The sequence below is a fragment of the Algoriphagus sp. PAP.12 genome (assembly GCF_026652115.1).
Classification (GTDB): domain Bacteria; phylum Bacteroidota; class Bacteroidia; order Cytophagales; family Cyclobacteriaceae; genus Algoriphagus.
Genome location: NZ_JAPPSQ010000028.1, coordinates 1 through 22,277, shown reverse-complemented (window position 1 = coordinate 22,277; position 22,277 = coordinate 1). Strand labels below are relative to the sequence as shown.

Below are 22,277 nucleotides of genomic sequence, written 5' to 3'. Positions count from 1 at the left end.
TAGAGCGATTTCCAATTGAAAGGAGATTTGGAAACCAGGGTGGAATTATAAATCCCACCCAGTTCCGAGTGAATGTTGTGACTACACCCAGACAGGGACAGTAGTTCTGAGGGTGAGAGAAAATAGTTCATAAAAAAGTAAATACAATTTTTAAAAAGAAAGGACTTGCCCCTCACTTTTGAAATGTTTATCGTCAACATAAAGGGGGAATTTCAGGATAATATTATCTGAATGTTCTCGGATAATGCTACACTTTAAATAATGATTTCCATGAAATCCCGTATGGGCAATGCAATAGGTTTTATCTTTAAATTCACCATTAAAATCATGTTGTACTTGCTCCGCAATTCTAGCTTCTTCTCCAGAGTTATTGGCTTCCCATGTAATTTTCTCAAATGACTTTTTATGATAGGGAAGGTTGTTAAAATGTAATTGAAACTTGATGTATTTATCCTTTAAAATGGAATGGTTGTTTTCAAAATATGGGTGAGTTTCTGGCCCGTTGTATTCATCGCAAATACTTGCTTTTAAAGTGTAGTGATTGTTAACGATTTCCAGTTTTCCATTCCCCCCTTTTTTATAAAATGAAAAACTATTCAAATAACTTTTCCAATTAAAATCATACTGCTTGTATGTAAATCCTGATGACTGAATAATGTATTTGTCTTCAATGGTAATTCCATTTTTAATATAAGTCGGTATTGTCAGATACTCATCCTTAATTGAGATCGCTTTTACAAGATTATTACCTATACGAATCGAATTTACTGAAGCGTTATTTTGAAGCTTTGCTGCTAAATCAGTGTGAAGGCTAGTGGTGGTTAGCTCACTGCATTTTGCAATCCCATAATGTGACCAAAGGACTTCTTCATTATTCCCATAATCTATACCCACCCGAATTTTTATTGGGTCAAGTCCATAACTTTCAAAAGCAGAAGATAATTCTTCTGAAACTGTTTGGCATAAGACACATGCAGTATTTAAGGCATTTATAACACTGTCATTTGGATTTTTTTGAAATCTTACAAATTGTGCAAAAACTGCATCACCTTGAAGTCTATGAACATGACCTCCAAAATGTGTAATAACATTAATGCATAAGGTTAATAAAGTGTCTTTTATTAATCTTACTTTTTCAAGAGGATATTTTAAAGCTAACCTGGTGGAGCCTTTTATGTCAACAAACATTGAAATACAATAATGTTTTAAAGTTTGGTTTTCCCCCAAGTGTTGAAAATCAGGATGGTTACCAATCGAAACATTGGAGAAGGAATTTTGGTTGGGGCCAAAATATTTGATCAACTGATTCGAATCAAATTGAAGAAGGGATTGGGATCTTTCTTGGATGGAAAGGGTTGTTGTTCCAGAGTATTTCCTTTCATTTAGATTTAGAATTGCATAAGGAAAATTCAAATCTTTTTGAAAATTTGTTTGTTGATCTCCCAATACATGACTCAGGCTTTCTTTGTAGTTATTAAATAAGCTCATATTGATTTAATTATTATTATGATCAGAATTAAGAACAATTGAAAAATCAATGATTTTAGAGACCATCCAATTCTAGAATGCTTCGTTTGTAGTCCTTTAGAGATTATATGCGCTTGTTTGGATAGGTCATGAATCAGCTCTTTTTCTTTTTGATTTTTCACCTTGGAGATGAATTCTTTTTCCGTCGTTTCTGCAATAGAATTGAAAAATATAAGAGAATGATAATTTTTACTGCTAGAATTGGTGTTCTTTAAGAAGGGGGAGACAGCAAGTATTATTAGGAAAATGGATATCAAGCTTAAGATCAATAATGAAACTAGAAGAAAACTCGTTCCTGTCTGAAAAGCATTCTCATTGAAAGCAATGATATCCTTGAAATTTGATGCAATAAAACCAAAAATTAAACCACAGAAGGCCAAAAGGAAGTTTCCTTTACTATTTGCACCTTCTGTAAAATGGTCGAATCTATTAATTACAAATCTCAGTTGTTCTATTTTCTTTGAATTATCCATTTTAGTTTTAGTTAACTTTCACTCTAATCTTACCTATCAATAGCTATTGTATTCTGGTTTTCAATTAAATTTTAAAGACTTAAGATCGATATTTTCCCTGGGAAAGTCATTTGTATTGGAAGCTGATTGACAAGGATTGTCACAATTTTAATGTGTATTATGAGGAGGAGGTAGATATGGATTAATTAGGATTTGGTTGCCTTGATAATATGCTGTAATTTTTTTCTTTCGGATTCGCTGATGGGATTGGATTTTCTTCAACTTGGTATCATTATTTTTCCAGGTTTCATAGTAAGAAAGGATCCTTTTATCATTGAAGGACAAAATGGAAGAAAGAAGGGATTCCTACTCCCCAATTGCGATAAATTAAAATTTCTATGATGGTTTGCACTTCGATGACCTACATTATTTACATGAAACATAAATCAAACTTCTGAGTAAGGTTAGGACACAATGTTTACAAGTCAGAGGAAAGTGAAAATCATTGGTTCTAGCTAATCAGGAGTGTTTTTGATTTTGTTTCAAAGGACGGATTTCTGTTGGCTCCAGAAAGGACAAAATCGGAGGGTATTAATTTTGAGCAAAATCCCACTTATTGAATCCGGTTCAAAAGATACTTTTTGGGTCAAAATTGGACCTAGGAAATCCAAAGGGGCAGGAAAAAAGTAAACCAAGTGGATTGTAGGAAAAGCCTTGTTTTAAACAGAACCTAAGGGTCCTATCTATCTTTGACATTTTGCGTCAAAATTGAATTTTCGACTAGATATTCCTGATTGTAAGGGGTAGATTTAGAGTATTATAACTTTAAGACAAAAACTACTATGGCCAATAGAAACGGAATCAAACCAGGTCCAAAAAGAATTGCAAAAACTACAGGTCAGCCTGATAGACGACAAAGGGATAATAAGGATACCCCAGGTAATACGCCGTCATTGAAGCCTCATAAGCATAAGCCGGGAAAGTGAATTAAAATCCTAAACTATCAAACGTGTTTGAGTATGGATAGGAGTATAATACCGATTTAGCATATGTCTCTCCTTAATAGGATTCCGGAATTAGAAGCAAAGAAGCTTTATCTTCAATTTCTGGTTTTGGTGGAAGGAGAGAAGGGTTTTACTTCTAGGGGAGTTTTTATCAAGCCGAGTGATTTAAGGGATTAGGGAATAAAGTTTAGACAGGCGATATAGAACTTAGTTTTTTCTATTTTTTCACATTTTAAGGTGGAAAATACCCTATACTGGGTATTTTTTTTCTGACACAAGTTGCCTAGCTTAAGGATGCAGTTTTCTTCTAATGGTAAGAACTTTGTAAGTTCGTGATATAAAAAGCGAGATAATAGTTAAAATGGCAAGAGCTGATCTTCTGGTAAAATTGGTAAAAGCAGGTTCTACAGGCGATTCCACCCTTTTTCGGAGGGTGGCTGAATCTATTATTGCCGAAGAAAAAAGTAAGCAACATCATGTCTTGGCAAGCCAGCTTGAAGATGTTCTTGGCAATCCGGCTTTTTCATCCTCCCAGAATTTACGGAACACCAACCCACTTTTAAACCAGAAATTCGAAAACTTCCTATTTCGCATACACCCAGAGAAAAATCTGAATGATTTGATCCTCGATGATGGCAACAGGCTGAAAATGGATGAAGTGATTCAGGAGCAGTTTCGTGCGGATATACTTCGTTCTTACAATCTTGAGCCTAGAAGCAGAATACTGCTATCAGGCGCTCCTGGAAATGGGAAAACATCGCTGGCAGAAGCCCTAGCCCAATCATTAATGATCCCATTTTATGTCATTAGATATGATGGGATCATCGGAAGTTATCTTGGAGAGACTGCTACTAGACTGAAGCAGATGTTTGATTTTGTTAGAACTCAGGAGTGTGTCCTGTTTTTTGATGAGTTTGATGCGATAGGCAAGGAGAGAGGGGATCAGCATGAGACAGGTGAAATCAAGCGGGTGGTAAGCTCCTTATTGATGCAGATAGACCGCCTGCCTTCCTATGTGGTAGTCGTAGCCGCCACCAATCATCCAGAACTTTTGGACAGGGCAGTTTGGCGCAGATTCCAAGTGAAGCTTGAGTTAAATAAACCCACTAAGCCAATGATTGTTCAATGGCTTTCAAATTTTGAATCACAGGTTAAATATTCTTTACAGCATCCACTTCCTACCATAGCATCCAAACTGGTAGGATTAAGTTTTTCAGAAGTGGAAGAATTCGTTTTGGACATCCAAAGGAAGTATATATTAGCTCTTCCAGAAGTGAACATCAAAAAGATCGTAGATGAGTGTTTGACATACCACACGCATCAATCCGATCTAAATGGCAGATAAAAAACCGCTTTTAATTTTCCCAACTCCGGGTGTAGCTACAAGGGAACCATTAGGTTCCGGGAATTCTGGCATCCATCTTCCTGATCATGAAAGGCAAAAGGAAAGAATAGGGCGACGATGGCAAACCCTCAAGGATACCTTCGAAAAAGAAGCGATTAGCCTCTCACTTAAGCCGGAAGGATTTTTTACTGAATATATCGTCGTCTTTGAAGTAGCAGGTTCTATAGATGAGTTTTACAAAGCTATCAAAGAAGTACCTGGAATGTTCTTTTTAAAGGAACAATTGGAGGAGTTTGAACCGGATGAAGATTTTTACAAAGGTGATAATGAAAAGTATAAGGGCCGCATTTTTGTTTCCATGGTCAACAAAAAGTCCATTGATGAAATCATAAGGCTCTGGAAGATTTTTGAAAAAAATAGGGAGGCTACTTTTGATTCAGGGCTTGCCAAATTCAAAGACTTATTCAAGAAATTAAAGAACGTAAGGCCCTATTCTGTAGAGGATAGATTGGAGGATACTGGAATGCCCCAATACTTGGAGGGAATAAGAGAAATGGGTGAGGACAGTGTTCGTTTTGAAGTTGAATTCACCTATCCGGAAAGCAAGCAAAGAAGAGATATAGCCTTTGAAGAATTCCGAACCTTAATCAATGAAGTCGGCGGCAGCATTATTGAAGGTTCCAAGGTTGATTTGATGGCCATTCGGTATTTCGCATGTTTGGCTGATGCCCCGACTTCTTCATTTGAAAATATCACCAATCAAACCAGCGTAAGATTTCTGAGAGCATCTCATGTGTTGTATTTCCGGCCTCCGGGACAGGCAAAGGTCTGCTTGCAATCTTATGAAACCTTCGAATTCGAAACTGAATTGAGGGCCGAAGAACCTTTTGGAGATCCTTTCGTGGCCTTGTTTGATGGCTTACCATTGGAAAATCATGAATTGCTTCGAGGGCGGTTAATAGTGGATGATCCAGATGGATTTGCTTCGAAATATATTGCTGGATCTAGAATACATGGAACAGCCGTAGCATCGACTATTTGTCATGGGGATTGGAATGGAGAAAAACAATCACTCGTTCGACCTATATATGCAAGACCGGTCATGCATTATAATGGTTTCAATGGAGAAGAATTTCCTCAGGATAGATTGCTCATTGATCTTTTGCATAGTGCCATTGTCCGAATGGTTAAAGGTACCCATCAAGAGGCGCCAATTGCCCCGAGGGTAAAAGTGGTCAATCTCTCACTTGGAGATGGATACCGTCCATTCAGAAAAGAGATGAGCTCCTGGGCAAAGTTTTTAGATTGGGCAACTTATGAATATAACCTTCTTTTTATTGTCAGTGCCGGCAATTTCGGAGACCCGATCAAATTCACCATTGACCCCGCTGAGTTCAGAAATCCAATCTCGGCTGAAGGTAAACATTCTTTTTTAGATCAAATGCTGAGACAGGATTTCAATCGGAAAATTCTTTCACCCGCTGAATCCATAAACTCTCTTACAGTAGGCGCATTGAATAAGGATATGGCTGAAATCGACCCTAGTGATCCAATGTTTTTTGCAAGAATTAATCTTACTGACAATCATGGATATTTAGCTCCTTATTCCCGATTTGGCTGGGGAATGAATGGGGCAGTAAAACCGGATATTCTCATGCCTGGCGGGAGAGTGTTTATGAGAAGAGTCCCGGCAGATCGGGGAACTGATCATGTTAATCTTCTTTTTGGTCCAAATGGCAATGACCAACCTCCTGGTGTGTTAGTAGCTTCGCCAGGTGTTGAAGGAAAAATCAATCATTTTTCTTATCAATTTGGGACTACGTTTTCAGCCGCTCAGACAACGCATTTGGCTGGAAATTTAATGGAAATTTTGGTCCAATTAAACCAAGAGTCCGATCCGGGTCAACAAATACATGAATCCTATTTTCCAGTGCTGGTCAAGGCATTGATTACCCACGGAGCAAATCTGGGAGATTATTACAGTCTTTTCCGAGATTTGATTGGAGAATTCCCATCTGTACCAAATAATCAAGTTAAAGCAAGAACCGTCGCCTATACCGGCTATGGTGAAGTAAATGGAGCTCGTGTCCTTTATTGTACTGCACATAGAGTGACACTTATTGGGGTTGGAGAATTGACTTGGAATGAATCACAAAGTGCGCATCTTTTCAAATTTCCATTACCTGCCTCTATCTCTTCACAGGTCATTCAGAAAAAACTGGTCACAACTCTAGCATGGTTCTCACCCTGCAATGTATGGTCAAATAAATACCGGATAGCTCATCTCTACCTTTCCAATTTCAGGAATAATGAGGATATCACTTTAGACGATGGTATGTATGATTTCAAGAAAACAAGTCGAGGTACCTTACAGCACCAAGTCTATGAAGGTACTCGGGCGGATGCTTTTATCGAAGGTGGGTTTATGATTGTAAAAGTTAATTGCCGTAAGGATGCTTCTGACTCCGAGCTTAAATTTTGGAAAAGGATTAAATACGGGCTGGCGGTGACCTTAGAAATTCCTGACACCTTAGAAGTTGATATCTACGAAGAAATCAAAGCCGCTATCCAAACTCAGGTAAGAACTTAATGCTTATGAAATGATCAAAACAGACCTTCCAGTTTCGAAGAGAGAAGATGATGCCTTTCAGAGGTATCCTTTTGCTTATCAAATTGCATCTGTAATTAAAGGGCATGACAAGAACGACTCATTCGTGGTCGGAGTCTATGGGAAGTGGGGTGAGGGGAAAACTTCTGTTTTAAATTTCATAAAAGAAGAACTCAACCTAGATCCAAACATAGTTGTGATAAATTTCAATCCTTGGCTTTTTAGGGATGAGGATCAACTGTTAAAAACATTTTTTTCTGTTCTAGCAAATGGGCTGAATGTTTCCTTTGAAGGGAAAAAAGAAAAAATAGGTAAGAAGCTTTTAGATTATGCAGATGCAATTGGGGCTGCAGGTTCTTTGGTCGGAGTTTCTGGGGTTAAAGGATTTCTCCAGCATCTTGGTAATAAGTTTTCAACTATTTCCATTGAAGATTATAAGGGGAAAATCAATCAAGTACTGGAAAATTCAGGAAAGAGAGTGGTGGTAGTAATGGATGATATTGACCGGCTGAGTAATACAGAAGTTCAGAGTATTTTCAGACTAGTCAAACTGGTCGCTGATTTTAAAAACACTGCATATTTACTCTCATTCGATAGTGAATTGGTCGCTTCAGCTTTGGACTCCTCCTATTCAAAAGGTGGGTACGATTATCTTGAAAAAATCATCCAATTGCCATTACGATTACCAAAAGCTCAACTCTCAGCAGTTAAGAAGTACACCCTCAATTCTATTTTTGCTGAACTTGATTCCAATGAAATTTTATTAGAAGAGGATGAGCATCAGAGATTCATTATTGCATTTGATGAGTACATACTTAGACTTATAGTCACTCCGAGAGTTGCGGCTAGGTATGCAAACTCAATTTCTTTTACCATTCCATTATTAAAAGGTGAAGTAAATCTGGTAGATCTTTTGTTGATAGAAGGAATAAAAGTAATTTTTCCTGGGTTATATGATTTCATCAGGTCTAATTCTTCTCTTTTTGCCAATACTTATAGAACATATAGCTCCAATGGAAGAGATGACTTTCAAAAGAAAGAGGACGCTAAATTAAAAATAGAAAGGCACTTAGAGGAGTATCCCCAAGAAATAAGCAATGGATTAAAGGATTTTTTAAAATCGATATTTCCACAGTTAGGTTCAGTTTTTGGCTTTACTTCTTTCTCCGACTCACAATGGCGTGAATGGTATGAGAAAAAACGAATATGCTCTGGTAGATACTTTGAACGGTACTTTTCTTTTGTAGTTTTAGAAGGAGAGATTTCTGATGTTCTATTTGATGGTATTCTAGATCAAATTAGTAAGGTTGATTTTATTACTAAAATTGGAAGTTTGAATGACTTGTTTTCAGATTTAGATAAAACAGATGTAGCATTGAAAATCCAATTTTTAGAAGATTCCTTTACACAAGCACAAAAAAGATTTCTAGCATTAAATCTGAGTTTGATTGGCGATATTTTTCCTGAAGTAGATTCTGGAGGATTTAGAATCATGGCTCCTTTTCAACAGATCGCCTATTTTATACAGAAATGTGTGGAAAATCAAGAGCCAGAAAATAGAGTTCTGCTGGGGAATGAATTGATGAAAAGAGCTATTCCTTTGAATTTTGCATTTGAAATATGGAGAACCCTACACCCTAAAAGTGATGGTGGCTCACGACCGGAACTTTTTACAGACTCTGATTTTAGACATGTCTCAAAGGTGCTTTATGAAAGATGCAGAAGCGAGCTAAGTTTAGACCAATTGTATGAATCTATAGAGGATCCACATTTTAGGTACTTGTTAGAAATTGGTTCTCAAGTGAATCCTAATGGTATCAAAGAAGAGATAAAAGGCTGGTTGCTATCTGACGATGAGAATTTTATCAAACTTCTATATTCCTTTAGTCAGACAACTCATTCATATGGAGGAAGCAAGAAAGGAAGAAATACATATAAATCGAATTTCAGTGAGGCATTTTATAATTTGTTGAAGAATGTCGTAGACATCGATTTTTTCTATTCCATGTCTCTCGAGTTATATGGAGACCAATCTGATTTCGAACCTACTTCTGATCGTGATGCCCTTACTGATGAACAGTTGGTAGGTTGGTTTCAGAGGGTTCATTTGGAAAAAGATATTAATGAGCTGAATAAAGATGATATTTCATATGATTGAGATTAGAGAAAAGATAGTTAAAATCAAGTGATTTAAAAATTTGTCCTACTCAGACGATAACAGTCTTATTATCAGGTGAATTTGTGATTTTATGTTATTGATCCATTAGTTATTAAAATTATAGTGTATGAAGCCTTCAGACTTTTGGAAGAATTTCAATCTAGGGGAGGAGTTCCAAATTTCAGGGGCTTTTCTATACAATGCTTTATTTCATTTGAGTGGAATGAGAAATTTTCATAAAGAATATGAATGTTTCGAAGTGCTTTATAATGCTGCAGTAGGAATTGAAAGACTTCAGAAAGTAGCTATTATTTTAAGTGATCATAATGATACTCTTGACCAAAGCAGTTTTGAAGAAGCTCTAAAAACTCATGATCATTTTAAACTGATGCAGCGAATTAGGAAGTTTTCCGATTTCAACCTAGGCCCAGATCATAATAGACTTCTTCATTTGTTAGCAGATTTTTACAAGGTTTATAGGTATAGAAGGTTTGGGATTTCTTCTGTTTCAGACCATAATGATGAAAGGTATATCCTATCGCAATACATTAGCGAAGGTCTAAAAATGAAAATAGCCTACGAAGGGTTTTATCCAGATCCAATCACGGATCAGATGCGTCGTTATTTTGGAAAGGCGTTAATTAGAGTATCAGAAATTTTGTTTGATATTATTCGAGAAACTTCGAGAAATCATAATTTATATACTACTGAAATAGAATCCTCTTCAAAGGCATATAGGATTTTTCTCCAAAAGGAATTCACATTTGAAAATGAATTGAACTTTAAGAAGGAAATCCTTATTTATCTCCTTTCCTTAGAAAATACAGAACCTATATTTAGTTACTTAAAGCAAATGAAACCCATAGAACTGGACGGGTCAATGGGCGATTACATTGAATTCCTTTTAAATAGTAGTAAAGATCCAAGTTTAATCGATGAGTTTCTTGCCCGATATAATGATATGGAAGGTAAAGAGAGAAAAGATAGAATGGAAATTTTAAATACTATTGGAGAAAATTTAAATTTTATAGATTTTGATGAAGAGGAATTTAATGATATTTAATTTTCGGTGATATTCCGAAGCTTTTTGCCCTTCTGATAGATGATTCAGTTTTTCTGGCAAACATTTTCGATTACGGTAACTTTAATCCCATGGCTGAAATACCTAAACCTATGAGTTAGATAAAATAAATGATCAAACGTGACAGACAGAAAAAGGTGTCGACCCATCACCGCATTCTTGATTTAGAAAAGGATCAAATACCTCGACTTCTATTACTTTTTAAAAGGATGAAAAAGGATGTGAATAACTCTGCTGATTTACCAAATAAGGCTACATTTCCTTCTATTTTTCTGAAAAATCCCCTGTACATGGTATGTTCTCGTATTATTTTTTTTTCTTTCTTACCAATGCCCTTAATCACCTGAAGACAAAGCCAACTTTTATATTCTCTTTTCAGACTTAAATCCGGAACCCACCAAACACCATTTGATACCGATGTCTGGATGATAGCACAAAACAATTACCTTCTTCTAAATGCCTGACCCGCAGTATTGCGGGGAGCCTGTCCCGATAGTGCAGCGTATTGGGAAGAGGGAGGGGTGAGGTAGAAAGCCAATTGCAAATTGGTAAGGATATGAGGGTGAAGTTACAAACTTCACCCAGCGTCCAATTGAACTTAAGAGGTGATGAGAAGAAACTACGCCCAGAGGGGGACTTTTATCGCGAATACTTCAGTGGTAAGGATACAGGATATGCTATAGAAGTAAAAAGGGCTAAAAAGTACAGGGAGCCATTGGGAATTAAAGAATCGTTTGGGATTGCACCTCCTCAGTCTTTTGCTTATGTGGATCTGATGTAATTGATGAGTTTTTGGAATATTGTCTAGAGCGATTTCCAATTGAAAGTAGATTCGGAAACCAGGGTGGAATTACAAATCCCACCCAGTGCCGAGAATATTGTGACTACACCCAATCGAGGCTTCTTTTTTATAGTATTTAATTCAATACATTTTCCATAGCTTCAAGTGCTTTAAATCTTATTGATGGAATGCCAAGAAGTTTATCGAAACAGTCTAATGCAGTCTTCTGCTCGTCTCGGTATTTAAAAGGTTCAAGCCTCAGTCTAGAATATATTGCTAATACCAGAACCAATGGTTCATCGCCAAGATAGGCTTTCTTACTGATATCAACCTTCTCTGGAATATTCATTTTTACTAATAGATCCAAACATTCTTTAGGATACAGAGATGAACACTCTGTCAAAAACTCTAGCAGATATCTAGGATCGTTACTAAACTTTTCGGTAGCAATGTATTTTTCTATGAAGGTATAAAGCTCTCCAAAGTTTTCAATTTTAAACACCCTAAGTATTAGCCCTGAAAATTCGTGAGAAAGATCGAATTCGGTATGTGACAAACATCTTTCCAAAACTTGCATTGATCTCTGATCGACAATGCCATCTCTTATCAAAAGACTTTCAGCGACATCAATTGCACATTTTATTGCTTTTGGGCCAAGTTCCATAAAATGGTCATACATTTTATAATCATTAATATGCTCAAAAATCCAACTAGTTACAAAGAAGTAGCATTTATCAAATAATTCTTCGTGCAACAACATTTCCGTAAAGTAAAAACCCATCCTATCATGGAACTTATTGTTAAAATACTGTGCAGGATTGATGGAGTATTTTAGAATATGTGAATCCTTCAGGGCGATAAGTTGCTGGAAAATGGCAAAAGAACGTTCGATATCAAAGTGGTTCAAGTATGCAAGCTGAGACATTACCCCTGCCAAAATCGTAGTTGATGGGCTGTTTTTTGGATCAATGACGAATTCAATCGTGGAAAGAACATCCTCCTTGTACTTTGGATAATCGAAAAGGTAAAATAAATTGTAAATAGCTGACCCTCTTGGTGTATTGATAAAATCTGAAATCGGGTGATTAGGGTTCAGTACATCATTTCGATTTCCTTCTGATTTGGCAATGTCTACTAAGAAATCCTTTATATCTTCTGAAACCTGCTTCGTATTGATTAAGTATTCTATATGCCTAATTGCGTAAATAGTAAACTCAGTATTCAATGTTAGTTTAATTTCTCTTCTAACGAGTTCGGCAACCTTCTGTGCGTCATATTTTGCTTTTATCAATGCAGATATGCCATAAGAGATATAACTAAAAGATATATTAGACTCATTAAACAACTGAGCAATAAAGCCATAGAAATGTTCTGGACGCTTTTCCACGGCGCTTTCAAAAGATCTCGAATGCTCAAGTAAACCTCCCTTGAAAAAATCTTCAGAAATAAAATTTTCATTAATCTTCCGCATACTTTTCAGCCAGGCATCGAAACTGAATTTGTTAAAATTCGCATTTGATAATGGGGAACCTACACCCCCAAACCTACCTTTGTTCCTATCCAAGGCTCTATTATGATCGATTTGTCCAAAACGCCTTTCCAACACAAGATATAATTGTTCCAACTCATGATCATTTTCCAGAACTTTTTCCGGAAGTGCTTTTAAAAACAAGTATTTTTTTCGGCCGATGTTCAGACTAAATTTCTTCTTGCCTTTTTCTTCATATTTCCATATCTCATATGGATGGGAGATATTGAGTAGTAGATTTTTAACCCTTTGATATTGTGCTGGATCAAAAAAGGATATGGCTTTTGCAATCATTCTACGAATGTTTAGCTGAAAAAAATCATCTAACCCCATCAAACCATTCTTGGATTCGATGATCAATAGTAGTTGGAAGATTTCCTCAACAAATTCACTAGCCCTATCCCTCATCAATTTTGCTATAAGAGTGAGCAAAAGAACGTAGTTCGTCGTAGAATATTTTTGGAAAACCTCTTTAAGTTCACTTCTTTCGGACGTGCTATAATACTTAAGCAGGTAAAAATCTATCGATTTTTCATCTTCGCTGTCTTTATAAAACAGGCCATTATCAAGTTGATAGGAACCTAGCAATTCGGAGGTAATTCCTAAATACTCAGAATAATAGGCGTGTTTTGTTTCTTCCAGAATTTCTAATTGCACCGACAATAAAAATTCAGCGGTACTTTGAGGGTTTTGTTGATACAGGTTATCAATAATTCTTTCAAAGCGATAGTCGAACCGAAAACGTTCAGTACGACTTTTTGTTTCCAATATTACTGGCTTTAGCTTTCCAAATACATATCCCAGATCAAAAGGTGCTATTTTTTTTAGGGTCTCGAAATACCAAAGTTCTGTGTTTTCATCGTATGAAAAGTAGTTATCAAAAAAGGGTATAAGGTTTACTTCCCAGTTTTTGACACTCGGTATAATATATGAGATTAACTTCTCTTTTTCCTCAAAATTGCTATTCTTCAGATATTCTATAAGTAGGTTTGGGTTATGATTTATGTTACGGTGAAGAATTCTGTAAATATCATCGTGATTGCCGTTGAGCAGATCATTCGAAATAAAAAATTCGATCCAACCTTTTGAATTAAATAAGTCAAGAAACAATTTTCCATATTCATTCGCTAGCATATCGCATACGAACTCTTTCTCCTTTTGGGATGGAATTTCTACAAGTCCAAGTTCAAGTACAAATAGGTATTTGATATGATACCTTATCTGATTTTGACCGATTATGTTTTTATAGAGCTCTATATATTTATGATGGTCAGCCTCCCTAAGGTACTCGATAACGGTCTTGATCAAAGACCTGATATACAGGTTCTGGCCTTCCTCAAAAATATAATCGACTAGATTTTTCTCGGAGATTACGAACCATCGAGCCAGATAATACTCATAAAATGATTGATGAAAAAAAGAAAGTTTATTTCCGTTCTGTACCAAAATTTCATGAGAAACTAGATAACTTATTTCAGCTTTGAATTCTTCAAGATATGTCAACTCTATCAGATTTGGATGCTGTTCGTACATCCTTTTCACAATTGCATTTAGGCATTCAGTGAGTAAAAGTCCCCTCGGTGTCATCACTTGACCCCACAATTCGGAATAGAGTTTAGTTAATGAGATTCTGGACTGTTTCTGCAACAGTTGCTCCAAATTTGGAATCTTAGTGAAAAGTTCAAGATTATAAGGTATGGTAAGCAGTTCGATCAACAATTTACTTTTCGCTTCAATTTTAAGCAGTTTTAAAATATCTGTTACTTCCTTCTCAGACAACTTACCAACCTCAATCTGCTTGATAACTTTTGTATTATTAAATTTTCTCAGATCGGCATCATACTCAAGGTCGAAACTCCTAGTCGAGATAATTATTCTTGCATTTGGCAGCTTCAGAAGTTCCTGAATAAGCTTGATATATGTCAGCAACCATCTCCTGTCTGTTGACAAGGTCTGAGACAATGCGTCAAGCTGGTCAAGTACTACAACAAACTTTTCGCCTTTGTCTCGAAATACGTTAAAAAGATCATTGAATGATGTTACATCTGTGAACAACTGCTGGGAAAGTCCGTTCAAGTTGACATCATAAAACTGGTCACATTTGAGTGCGAGAACAACATACTCTTGTTCATTTGTCAAATGACAGTAGACATCATGTAGAACTGTTGTTTTACCAACACCTTTTTTGCCTTTGACAACGAGCACTTTTTCTAAAACATCCCTTCCAGGAAGATCCCTTTTTACCCAAGCTACAATTTCCTGAACTGCTGGTCTCTCAATATGGGCTAGCTTCTCCTTTGAAAAGTAATTTTTGAGATTCTTAATGTAATTTGAAGCAGACAAAACTTCCTGATTCAGGTCAAACTTTTTTCCGACTACAGCGCTGTGAATCTCCCGCACTGCGTTTTTGATTTCTATTTCAAAGACTTCATCATACAGACCGGAAGTTTTTAATTCATCGATAAGATCGGCCCCATCCATAAGTTCGATGCAATCATTTGGCAACCCAAAGGACTTCATTTGCTTGTTTTTCCACCCAGCCCACCATTTGTGCTCTTGAATGCTCAACTTTCCCGGAACACAGAGTATCCAATTGCTGACCTGAAAATCAGCTGAACTTATAGCAGTTCTAAACGATTTCCTTATTTGTGCTTTTTGGGATCCCTCAATGCCATTAACAAAAAACTTGCACTGGATTACCTTTATCGGCTTATTTTCTATATCACCAATAAATACATCGACTCCACCGTCACCGATGTTAACCCGTACCGATTTCACGAATTCCCCTTTAAATTTATGTTTGAATACCCGGGTACAGATTTCTTCAAATTTACTGCGGGCACCAGCTGTTTTATATCTATTGACAAGGGATATCCATTCGTCCATCATATAAGCGTATAATTGGTTAAATCCCTAAAATGTATTGAAAAGAACCTTCTCAAAAGACTTGTAATCGCTAATAGGTAGGTTTATTCAAAAATAGTCAATTCAGTAAAAAAAGCGTAAAAATGATTTAATCACTGTTCTTTTGTCGTAAAATCAATATTCATCGTCAAGTCAAGCATTTTAAACCCTAAGTTCACGATCACATGGGAAATACAAAAAATCTGGAAGATTTTCGGTTAAACAAGTATTTGGCACCGCATCTAGCGTGGCAGAAGTATGGGCCTGATAAGGCGGTTGAGATGTCATATTCTATTTATGCTATCCACGCTTTTTATAGTACAATGGAAGATATTAAAGATCTGGAACAGCAAGACACCTTTGTCAACAATGGCCGCAGATCTAATGTCTCTATAGCCCTGTGGTTTTTAGCCTTAGAATCTTTTATTAATTGTATTTGTAAGATTATCTGTTTGCGGCAAAATCAAAATTTCACAAAAGAACTGAGTACGAAATCGATTGGTAAACGGCTCGGGTTCTTGTTTGATATTTTGGAAGTTGAGGGTGAAGCAATGCGAAAATCTGGGTTAATCGCCCGTGTGAATGAATTCGTGCGATTTAGAAATGAGATTTTTCATGACAGGAACATTGGCGAGGAGATCCACTTCCATAAAACTAATTTCTCACCACGGCCGTTTTTCAGCAATCAAGTAGACGTATTTCAGTCATTATTAATTTTTATTGAGGTTTCCTATGGGCTGCGTTTTGTCATCAATGGACTGGATCTGATGGCTAATGTATCGATTGGCAAAAGTGAACTGCTGATTTTCGAGAAACTGGATAAACTTTACAATTCGTTCTTGAAAACTTTTTTTAAACGGGTATTAGAAAAACATGAGCTCACTACAAGCCTAAATCTGAATATCGAAGATTATTATCAGCCTGTGCCATATAGTAATACATTTTTTGAAATTGGAGAAGTGCTTCCGGTGTTTCAGCGTCAGCAGCAGTCTGATTTTATACATCCACTCAATAAGGAGAAAACCGCAATCGGTGCTGGTTTATATGCTGGTATAATCGAGGCTTCAGGTAAAACTAATGGCCACTACGATAGCATGAATTTCATGCTTGACTGGCCAAAAATGTATTCTAAGAGTAAGATTAGTTAACCTTAGGTGATTCCAATCCTTAGTCAATTGGGCTAAAAAGCTTTAAATCATTCTCTTCCATCCTCAATAAGGATTCACCTCTGCTCTGGACTATTCCGTCTTTCTGGGTTTGTTATTTTCAACCAATCCTATCTCCACATCCCAATGCCCTCTTCCCTCGCTTTCTTTTGAATCTCAGTAAATAGCTCCACATACTTGACATTAGGAGGAAAAGTGGCAACTTGTGCCAAACCTACTTCTAGTAGGTGAGCATTTAGGAAAGCACTATCTTCAAGATACACATAAGCCAACGTCCTTCCAAAGCGGTCGTACCTTTGGATATCATATTCTAGTAGGACTTTCTTTCCTTTCAAAAACTTTTTAACAAATTCAGATGCTTCTTTCCCAAATGGTTCTTCAGATGTGAGTCCTTTCCATTCTACCTCTGGAGTGTCAACTCCAGTCAATCTGATTTTTATTGCTTTTCCATTTTCGCCTTTTATCCAAAAAGTATCCCCATCGACAAATTTGCTAATCTTATAGGGACCATGCCTTTCTTGGGAGTAAGAGTAAAAGGAAAGACCAAAAAAGAAAAGGATTAGAACTGTTCTTTTCATACCAAAAATATATTACTATGAATATAGTGAAAAAATTTATTTTTTTAAGAGACTAGGCATCTTATGCATTAATGCCTTTTTAATTTCAATTAAAGGTCATCTGGAATATCTATTCCTTTAAAAAATGATTCCAAGGTCATATTCGAAAAACAATTAATAATTTTAACCAATGTGGAAATTTGAAGATCCGATTTACCATTTTCATATTTTCCATACTGGCTTCTATTGATTCCTTTATCAAAAGCGAAATCTTCATGATTAGAATATCCTTCTAACTTTCTTAATTGTTTTAGTCTTTCACCAATTGCTTTTAACAAGACTTCTTTTTGGGATATATTTTCATTTGAAACGGCCATGAAAGCAATCAAGCCATTGAAACTAAAAAATATTACTCCTTATTAGGAGTATTTAATTAAAAGGACTATCTTTCAAATGAATAAAGTGAAAGGCCTTAGTTTTTTTTATTCATTTAAGTAATTTTATAAAAATAATTAGGCTTTCTCAGCATTCGCACTTACTGTCTCAGAACTGAAAACGGCCAATTTTCAAAAAGGAACGAGGCAAAAGTGGGAATGCTCACGCCATTGGCGTGGGCTACTCGCTTGCTTGTTCCAAGGTGCTTGGCCGTACCTCAGTTTCAGCAAGAAAGAGGGCCTGCTCCAATGGCTTTTTTCTTTGGGACTATTGTAATAACCCAAGTATCATGGAAGGGACCTTGATTTTTTCTGGATTTACAAGCTTCCCGGGAATAAGTTTCCGGAAAGGGGAGAGGACTGCTTTTGTTGGTATTGGGTCAGCTTGCTCTTTTCCGTTTTTCTACGGAATAAACCTATTGTTTGAGTATGAGGGAATAGTGGATGTTGATCGTCTCTATCCCCTAAAACCTAAGCAGCCTGAATAAGGCTTAGCACTACTCCTTTCGTATTGGAGTTTTTTACCCTGATTGCTTCTGTGGAATTTTTGTATTCTTCTGCGGAACCATCCTACCTAATCAGGGGTGAATCGGAGTTTGAATCTGTTTCTGCCATGGAAGTTTCAGGTTTCTTCTCTGATTATTCCTAACCAATCATTTCACATTTAACCAAGTCCCTGGGGCTTGCTGGGAGAGGTCTGCCGTGTTGGTTTTGCTTCTTGTTGTAATCCTAGGGCATTTCAAAGCATGAAAAAATTAATACTTCTATGCTTCCTGGGAAAGGTCTGTCCTTTTCTCAATAGAAGCAGTTTGACCTTATCGAGATTAGTTTCTCTATCTCGTCAGCCTTTTGCTGACATATTTCATCGACAGATTCGATTTATTTCACCAGCCAAAGGATGGCATATCTCAATCCCTAATTACCAAAAATGGTTTCTTCAAGCCTGTTTGATCCTTTCAATTCTGTTAGGGAGTATAAATGATGTGTTTGGCAAAGTTGCCTCACCCGCTGGGAATTCGGAAAAGTGGGAGAGTACTTCCACTTTTTCCGATACCCTTGGGATCGGAGATTATTTACCTTTTGGGGAATTTGACAAGGTGTTGCAGTATGAATCTGATCGATTGCAATTGGAGGATTACCGGGGTAAATATGTGGTATTGGAGTTCTGGGCTACCTGGTGCTCGGCTTCTTCTGGCTCTTTGTATAAGGTGGATGAATTGCAGGAGAAATTTAAATCAGATATCCAGTTTATACCAGTGACCTATGAGTCTGGCCAGAAAGTCGACGCAAAGTTGGATGCCTATCCGAGTATGGCTGCTCTTTCACTGCCTCTGGTGGTGGATGAAAGAAGACTGGCTAAGCTCTTTCCCCATATCACCTTACCCCATCTGGTAATTTTGGACCGAGAAGGAAAGATTATCGCTGTGACGGGAAAGGAGGATTTGACCGAGGAGAATCTGGAGCTTCTGGTTCGGACTGGTTCTGCTTCCTTTAGATTAAAGGAGGATAAGCGGATTCCATTTTCCTTAGATGAAAATCTCATCAGTGGGAACCAACAGATTCCTTCCAAGAATATCCGCTTTCAATCGGCCCTGACCTCCTATATCCCAGAGGTTTCGGGAACATTGATGGATGATCGTGAGAATGGAGCTCATATTCTGGCCGTCAACAGGACTTTGTTGAGTTTGTACCGATTTGCCTATTCTGCTCGGGATTTTGCCAATTACATCGGAATGAACCGGGTGATTTTAGCGGGCTTTGGAGAAGAGGAGCTGGATAGCCCCAAGACCGGGTTGGATTACATCGCATGGAGAGAAGAAGGAGATCACGTTTTTGGATATGAATTGATAGCTCCTCCCGGAGTTGATCAGTACCAGATCATGCAGGAGGATCTGGATCGCTATTTTCCAGGGATTGAGGCCAAACTGGAATTGAGAAAAAGAAAAGTCTGGGCCCTTCGATTGCCGGAGGGAAAGAGGTATCCAGCTTCTTCCTTTGATCAAGCCTCCTACAGCTTTAGCCCTTTTGAGGCATCCATCAAAAATTACCCATTGATAGGATTGATCTATCAACTCAATCAGGTTTCCCTACAAAGGTCTGACTATCCCCTGATGGATCTGACTGGGATTGATTATCCCATTGATCTGGATATGAAGGGGAATTTTTCCAAGCCAGAGCAGCTAAAGGCAGCCTTTGAAAAGGCAGGGTTTATTCTGGAATTGAGTGAGGAGGAAATTCTTGTACTGGTTTTAAGTAAAGTGTCCAACACAATTTATGGTGAGCGATGAGAAATCTGATCAAAGTATACATTTTGGTTCTGGGACTTGTTTTTCTCGGGATTAGAGAAGGGTTTGCGCAGCAGTCTGTGCTATCGGGTACTGTTTTGGACAGTCAAAGTCAAGAGCCCATTCCAGGAGCATCCGTCTTGCTGAAAGGGACAGTGAAAGGGACTGTTTCTGATGAAAATGGGGATTTTGAGCTTTCAATTCCGGATGGAAATCAGGTATTGATAGTTTCCTACCTAGGCTATAAAAGTAAAGAGCTGGAACTTCAGTTTCCTTATCCGGGAAATTTGAGGATTGATTTGTTGGCAATGGATATCCAGTTGGGTGGAGTGGAAGTATTGGCGACAGGGTATCAGAATATACCAGAGTCAAGAGCCGCTGGTTCTTTTGTTCAGGTAAATAAAGAGCTATTGGAGCGAAAGGTCAGCACCAATTTGCTGGACAGATTGGAGGATGTGACCTCTGGCTTGATTTTTAATAAGACCGGAGATGCGGGAAGAGATCCTATTTCCATTCGGGGCAGAAGTACCCTGGGGAGATTCAACCAACCTTTGATCGTCATAGATAATTTTCCATTTGATGGAAGTCTGGAAGATATCAATCCCAATGATGTTGAAAGTATCACCGTGCTTCGGGATGCTTCGGCAGCCTCCATTTGGGGAGCTAGGGCAGGAAATGGAGTGATTGTCATTACTACCAAATCAGGGAAGAAAGATCAGCCTTTGCAAGTGGATCTGACTGCGAATGTCAACTGGATAGAATCATCGGATGCATTTTGGGAGCCAAAGATGGCAGTTTCAGATTTTATTGGTGTAGAGCGTGAGCTATTTGCCTCCGGGTATTACAATTCCACTGAGAATTCACCTAATAACCCAGGCTTAACTCCCGTAGTTGAAAATCTGATTTTGGCTAGAGATGGAGTGATTACTGAGCAGGAAGCGGATACCAGAATAGCTGCCTTGGGGAATTATGATCTGAGAAATGATCTGAATCGCTATATCTATCAATCCCAACTCAACCAGCAATACAATGTCGGGCTTTCGGGTGGAAACGATTTTCATGCTTACAGAATAAGTTTGGGCTATGATCATCTGAAAAAAGGTTCTTTTGGAAATTCCGGAGATCGGATTACCCTGAACATGAAAGAAGACTTCCGCATGATGAAAGATAAGTTGAGGCTTTCTTTCAGCTTTTATGGAGTCAAGAATGATAAAACGGATCAGAATTTCGATCCTCAGGATTTGAGAATGAACGCACAAACTCCTCTTTATCCCTATGCGAGGCTGGCCGATAACGCAGGAAATCCTTTGGAAGTGACTACCAATTTGAGGGAGAGTTTCAAGCGAGAAGCTGAATCCATGGGATTGTTGGATTGGGCCTATAAGCCATTGGAGGAGTTTGGACGAAATGTCAGCGAATTAAAGAATTCGGACTGGAGATTGAATTTGGGAGCGTCCTATAAATTGTGGGATGAACTGAATTTGTCTGCCAAATATCAGTATTGGGAAAAAAGCAGCTTTACCAATAATCTCAGCACTTTGGAAAGCTATGAGACTCGAAACATGATCAATCTATACACACAGGTTGATTCAACAGGTCTGTTGAGCTACCCTGTGCCGAAGGCAGGGATATTGAATACCAACAGCTTTCAGGGATCCAGTCATTCTGCCCGTTTACAACTGGATTATAACAGGGAGTTCAAGGAATGGAGATGGGATATTTTGGCAGGAGGGGAGTTGAAATCCCTCCGGTCCCAAAGTTTTTCAAATCGTTATTATGGCTACAATCCGGAATTGGCAAGTTCCCAGACGGTGGATTACTTTACCCAATTCGCCCGCTTTTCCAATCCACGGTCTACCTTGAATATTCCCGATGTCAATGGGATGGGTAGGTATACCGATCGTTTTCTTTCAGCATTTGCCAATAGCTCCTTGCAGTGGAAACAGCGCTATTTGTTGACAGCAAGTCTAAGAAGAGACGCTTCCAATCTATTCGGAGTCAGTTCCAATATGAGAGCCGTGCCTTTATGGTCAGCCGGTTTGGGATGGACCCTCAGTGAGGAGACGTTTTATAACTGGGAGAAAGTGCCTTTTATGAAGCTCAGGTTTTCCTATGGGTATAATGGAAATGTTGACCGTAGTTTAACCGCATTTACCACAGCTCAGGTGATTACTTTCAACAATCTGACTCAGGTCAATTATGGGCAGATCATTAATCCACCCAATGAGAATCTAAGATGGGAGCGTATTAAAATAACCAATCTGGGATTGGACTTTGAAAGTAAATCAGGCCGGATTTCAGGGACTTTGGAAGTGTATAATAAGCAGGGTTTGGACTTGATTGGAAGATCTCCTTATGCCCCATCAACAGGGATAACCACTTTCTCCGGAAATACAGCATCTACTCAAACCAAAGGATATGATATCAGTATTTCTACTTTGAATCTG

Annotated in this window: 14 protein-coding genes; 9 read left to right on the top strand and 5 right to left on the bottom strand. The window is 37.7% G+C overall.

All coding sequences use genetic code 11. The annotated features are described in order from the left end of the window. Positions 1-150 precede the first annotated feature (150 nt). Positions 151-1,488: a nucleotide-binding domain-containing protein gene (locus O0V13_RS20195; RefSeq protein ID WP_268036834.1), complete on the bottom strand. Its 1,338-nt coding sequence runs from the start codon at positions 1,486-1,488 to the stop codon at positions 151-153. Then, positions 1,485-2,000, bottom strand: coding sequence for a Pycsar system effector family protein (locus O0V13_RS20190; protein WP_268036833.1), 516 nt, complete (start codon positions 1,998-2,000; stop codon positions 1,485-1,487). The genes O0V13_RS20195 and O0V13_RS20190 overlap by 4 nt, the downstream gene beginning before the upstream one ends. An 821-nt stretch (positions 2,001-2,821) precedes the next feature. Between O0V13_RS20190 and O0V13_RS20185 the strand changes: the two genes are divergently transcribed. The 6 genes from O0V13_RS20185 (at position 2,822) to O0V13_RS20160 (ending at position 10,956) form a co-directional block, all read left to right on the top strand. Further along, positions 2,822-2,965, top strand: coding sequence for a hypothetical protein (locus O0V13_RS20185; RefSeq protein ID WP_268036832.1), 144 nt, complete (start codon positions 2,822-2,824; stop codon positions 2,963-2,965). A 379-nt stretch (positions 2,966-3,344) separates the two neighbouring features. After that, the gene (locus O0V13_RS20180) at positions 3,345-4,328 is read left to right on the top strand and encodes an AAA family ATPase (protein WP_268036831.1); all 984 of its coding nucleotides are present in this window, start codon (positions 3,345-3,347) and stop codon (positions 4,326-4,328) included. Continuing rightward, on the top strand, positions 4,318-6,918 hold the full coding sequence (locus tag O0V13_RS20175; RefSeq protein WP_268036830.1) for a S8 family peptidase: 2,601 nt from the start codon (positions 4,318-4,320) through the stop codon (positions 6,916-6,918). Before O0V13_RS20180 ends, O0V13_RS20175 begins: the two co-directional genes overlap by 11 nt. 10 nt (positions 6,919-6,928) lie before the next feature. Further along, positions 6,929-9,094 (top strand): KAP family P-loop NTPase fold protein, encoded by a 2,166-nt coding sequence (locus O0V13_RS20170; protein WP_268036829.1) that lies wholly within the window; start codon positions 6,929-6,931, stop codon positions 9,092-9,094. Between the two features lie 223 nt (positions 9,095-9,317). Then, positions 9,318-10,157: a hypothetical protein gene (locus tag O0V13_RS20165; protein WP_268036828.1), complete on the top strand. Its 840-nt coding sequence runs from the start codon at positions 9,318-9,320 to the stop codon at positions 10,155-10,157. A 574-nt stretch (positions 10,158-10,731) separates the two neighbouring features. Next, a complete protein-coding gene (locus tag O0V13_RS20160; RefSeq protein ID WP_268036827.1) occupies positions 10,732-10,956 on the top strand; it encodes a hypothetical protein in 225 nt (74 codons plus the stop codon). A 136-nt stretch (positions 10,957-11,092) separates the two neighbouring features. Here O0V13_RS20160 and O0V13_RS20155 read toward each other — a convergent pair whose 3' ends face one another. Beyond that, on the bottom strand, positions 11,093-15,373 hold the full coding sequence (locus O0V13_RS20155; protein WP_268036826.1) for an NACHT domain-containing protein: 4,281 nt from the start codon (positions 15,371-15,373) through the stop codon (positions 11,093-11,095). 200 nt (positions 15,374-15,573) lie between these two features. Here O0V13_RS20155 and O0V13_RS20150 point away from each other — a divergent pair, with 200 nt between their 5' ends. Then, positions 15,574-16,536, top strand: coding sequence for a hypothetical protein (locus tag O0V13_RS20150; RefSeq protein ID WP_268036825.1), 963 nt, complete (start codon positions 15,574-15,576; stop codon positions 16,534-16,536). A 128-nt stretch (positions 16,537-16,664) separates the two neighbouring features. On the opposite strand, the gene O0V13_RS20145 is transcribed toward O0V13_RS20150, so the two are convergent. Both O0V13_RS20145 and O0V13_RS20140 read right to left on the bottom strand, forming a co-directional pair. Continuing rightward, positions 16,665-17,132, bottom strand: coding sequence for a thermonuclease family protein (locus O0V13_RS20145; protein ID WP_268036823.1), 468 nt, complete (start codon positions 17,130-17,132; stop codon positions 16,665-16,667). 89 nt (positions 17,133-17,221) lie between these two features. Continuing rightward, positions 17,222-17,488, bottom strand: a complete 267-nt coding sequence (locus O0V13_RS20140) for a helix-turn-helix domain-containing protein (RefSeq protein WP_268036822.1) — start codon at positions 17,486-17,488, stop codon at positions 17,222-17,224. 803 nt (positions 17,489-18,291) lie between these two features. Here O0V13_RS20140 and O0V13_RS20135 point away from each other — a divergent pair. Both O0V13_RS20135 and O0V13_RS20130 read left to right on the top strand, forming a co-directional pair. Continuing rightward, entirely contained in the window at positions 18,292-19,833 is a 1,542-nt protein-coding gene (locus O0V13_RS20135) for a TlpA family protein disulfide reductase (protein WP_268036820.1), read from the top strand. Then, positions 19,830-22,277: SusC/RagA family TonB-linked outer membrane protein (locus O0V13_RS20130; protein ID WP_268036819.1), on the top strand; the 2,448-nt coding region annotated here is incomplete at its 3' end. The genes O0V13_RS20135 and O0V13_RS20130, both read left to right, overlap by 4 nt.

Excerpts from the sequence above, each read along its gene's own strand:
- O0V13_RS20195 (WP_268036834.1), bottom strand. The coding sequence starts at position 1,488 with ATGAGCTTATTTAATAACTACAAAGAAAGCCTGAGTCATGTATTGGGA.
- O0V13_RS20190 (WP_268036833.1), bottom strand. The coding sequence starts at position 2,000 with ATGGATAATTCAAAGAAAATAGAACAACTGAGATTTGTAATTAATAGA.
- O0V13_RS20185 (WP_268036832.1), top strand. The coding sequence starts at position 2,822 with ATGGCCAATAGAAACGGAATCAAACCAGGTCCAAAAAGAATTGCAAAA.
- O0V13_RS20180 (WP_268036831.1), top strand. The coding sequence starts at position 3,345 with ATGGCAAGAGCTGATCTTCTGGTAAAATTGGTAAAAGCAGGTTCTACA.
- O0V13_RS20175 (WP_268036830.1), top strand. The coding sequence starts at position 4,318 with ATGGCAGATAAAAAACCGCTTTTAATTTTCCCAACTCCGGGTGTAGCT.
- O0V13_RS20170 (WP_268036829.1), top strand. The coding sequence starts at position 6,929 with ATGATCAAAACAGACCTTCCAGTTTCGAAGAGAGAAGATGATGCCTTT.
- O0V13_RS20165 (WP_268036828.1), top strand. The coding sequence starts at position 9,318 with ATGAGAAATTTTCATAAAGAATATGAATGTTTCGAAGTGCTTTATAAT.
- O0V13_RS20160 (WP_268036827.1), top strand. The coding sequence starts at position 10,732 with ATGAGGGTGAAGTTACAAACTTCACCCAGCGTCCAATTGAACTTAAGA.
- O0V13_RS20155 (WP_268036826.1), bottom strand. The coding sequence starts at position 15,373 with ATGATGGACGAATGGATATCCCTTGTCAATAGATATAAAACAGCTGGT.
- O0V13_RS20150 (WP_268036825.1), top strand. The coding sequence starts at position 15,574 with ATGGGAAATACAAAAAATCTGGAAGATTTTCGGTTAAACAAGTATTTG.
- O0V13_RS20145 (WP_268036823.1), bottom strand. The coding sequence starts at position 17,132 with ATGAAAAGAACAGTTCTAATCCTTTTCTTTTTTGGTCTTTCCTTTTAC.
- O0V13_RS20140 (WP_268036822.1), bottom strand. The coding sequence starts at position 17,488 with ATGGCCGTTTCAAATGAAAATATATCCCAAAAAGAAGTCTTGTTAAAA.
- O0V13_RS20135 (WP_268036820.1), top strand. The coding sequence starts at position 18,292 with ATGAAAAAATTAATACTTCTATGCTTCCTGGGAAAGGTCTGTCCTTTT.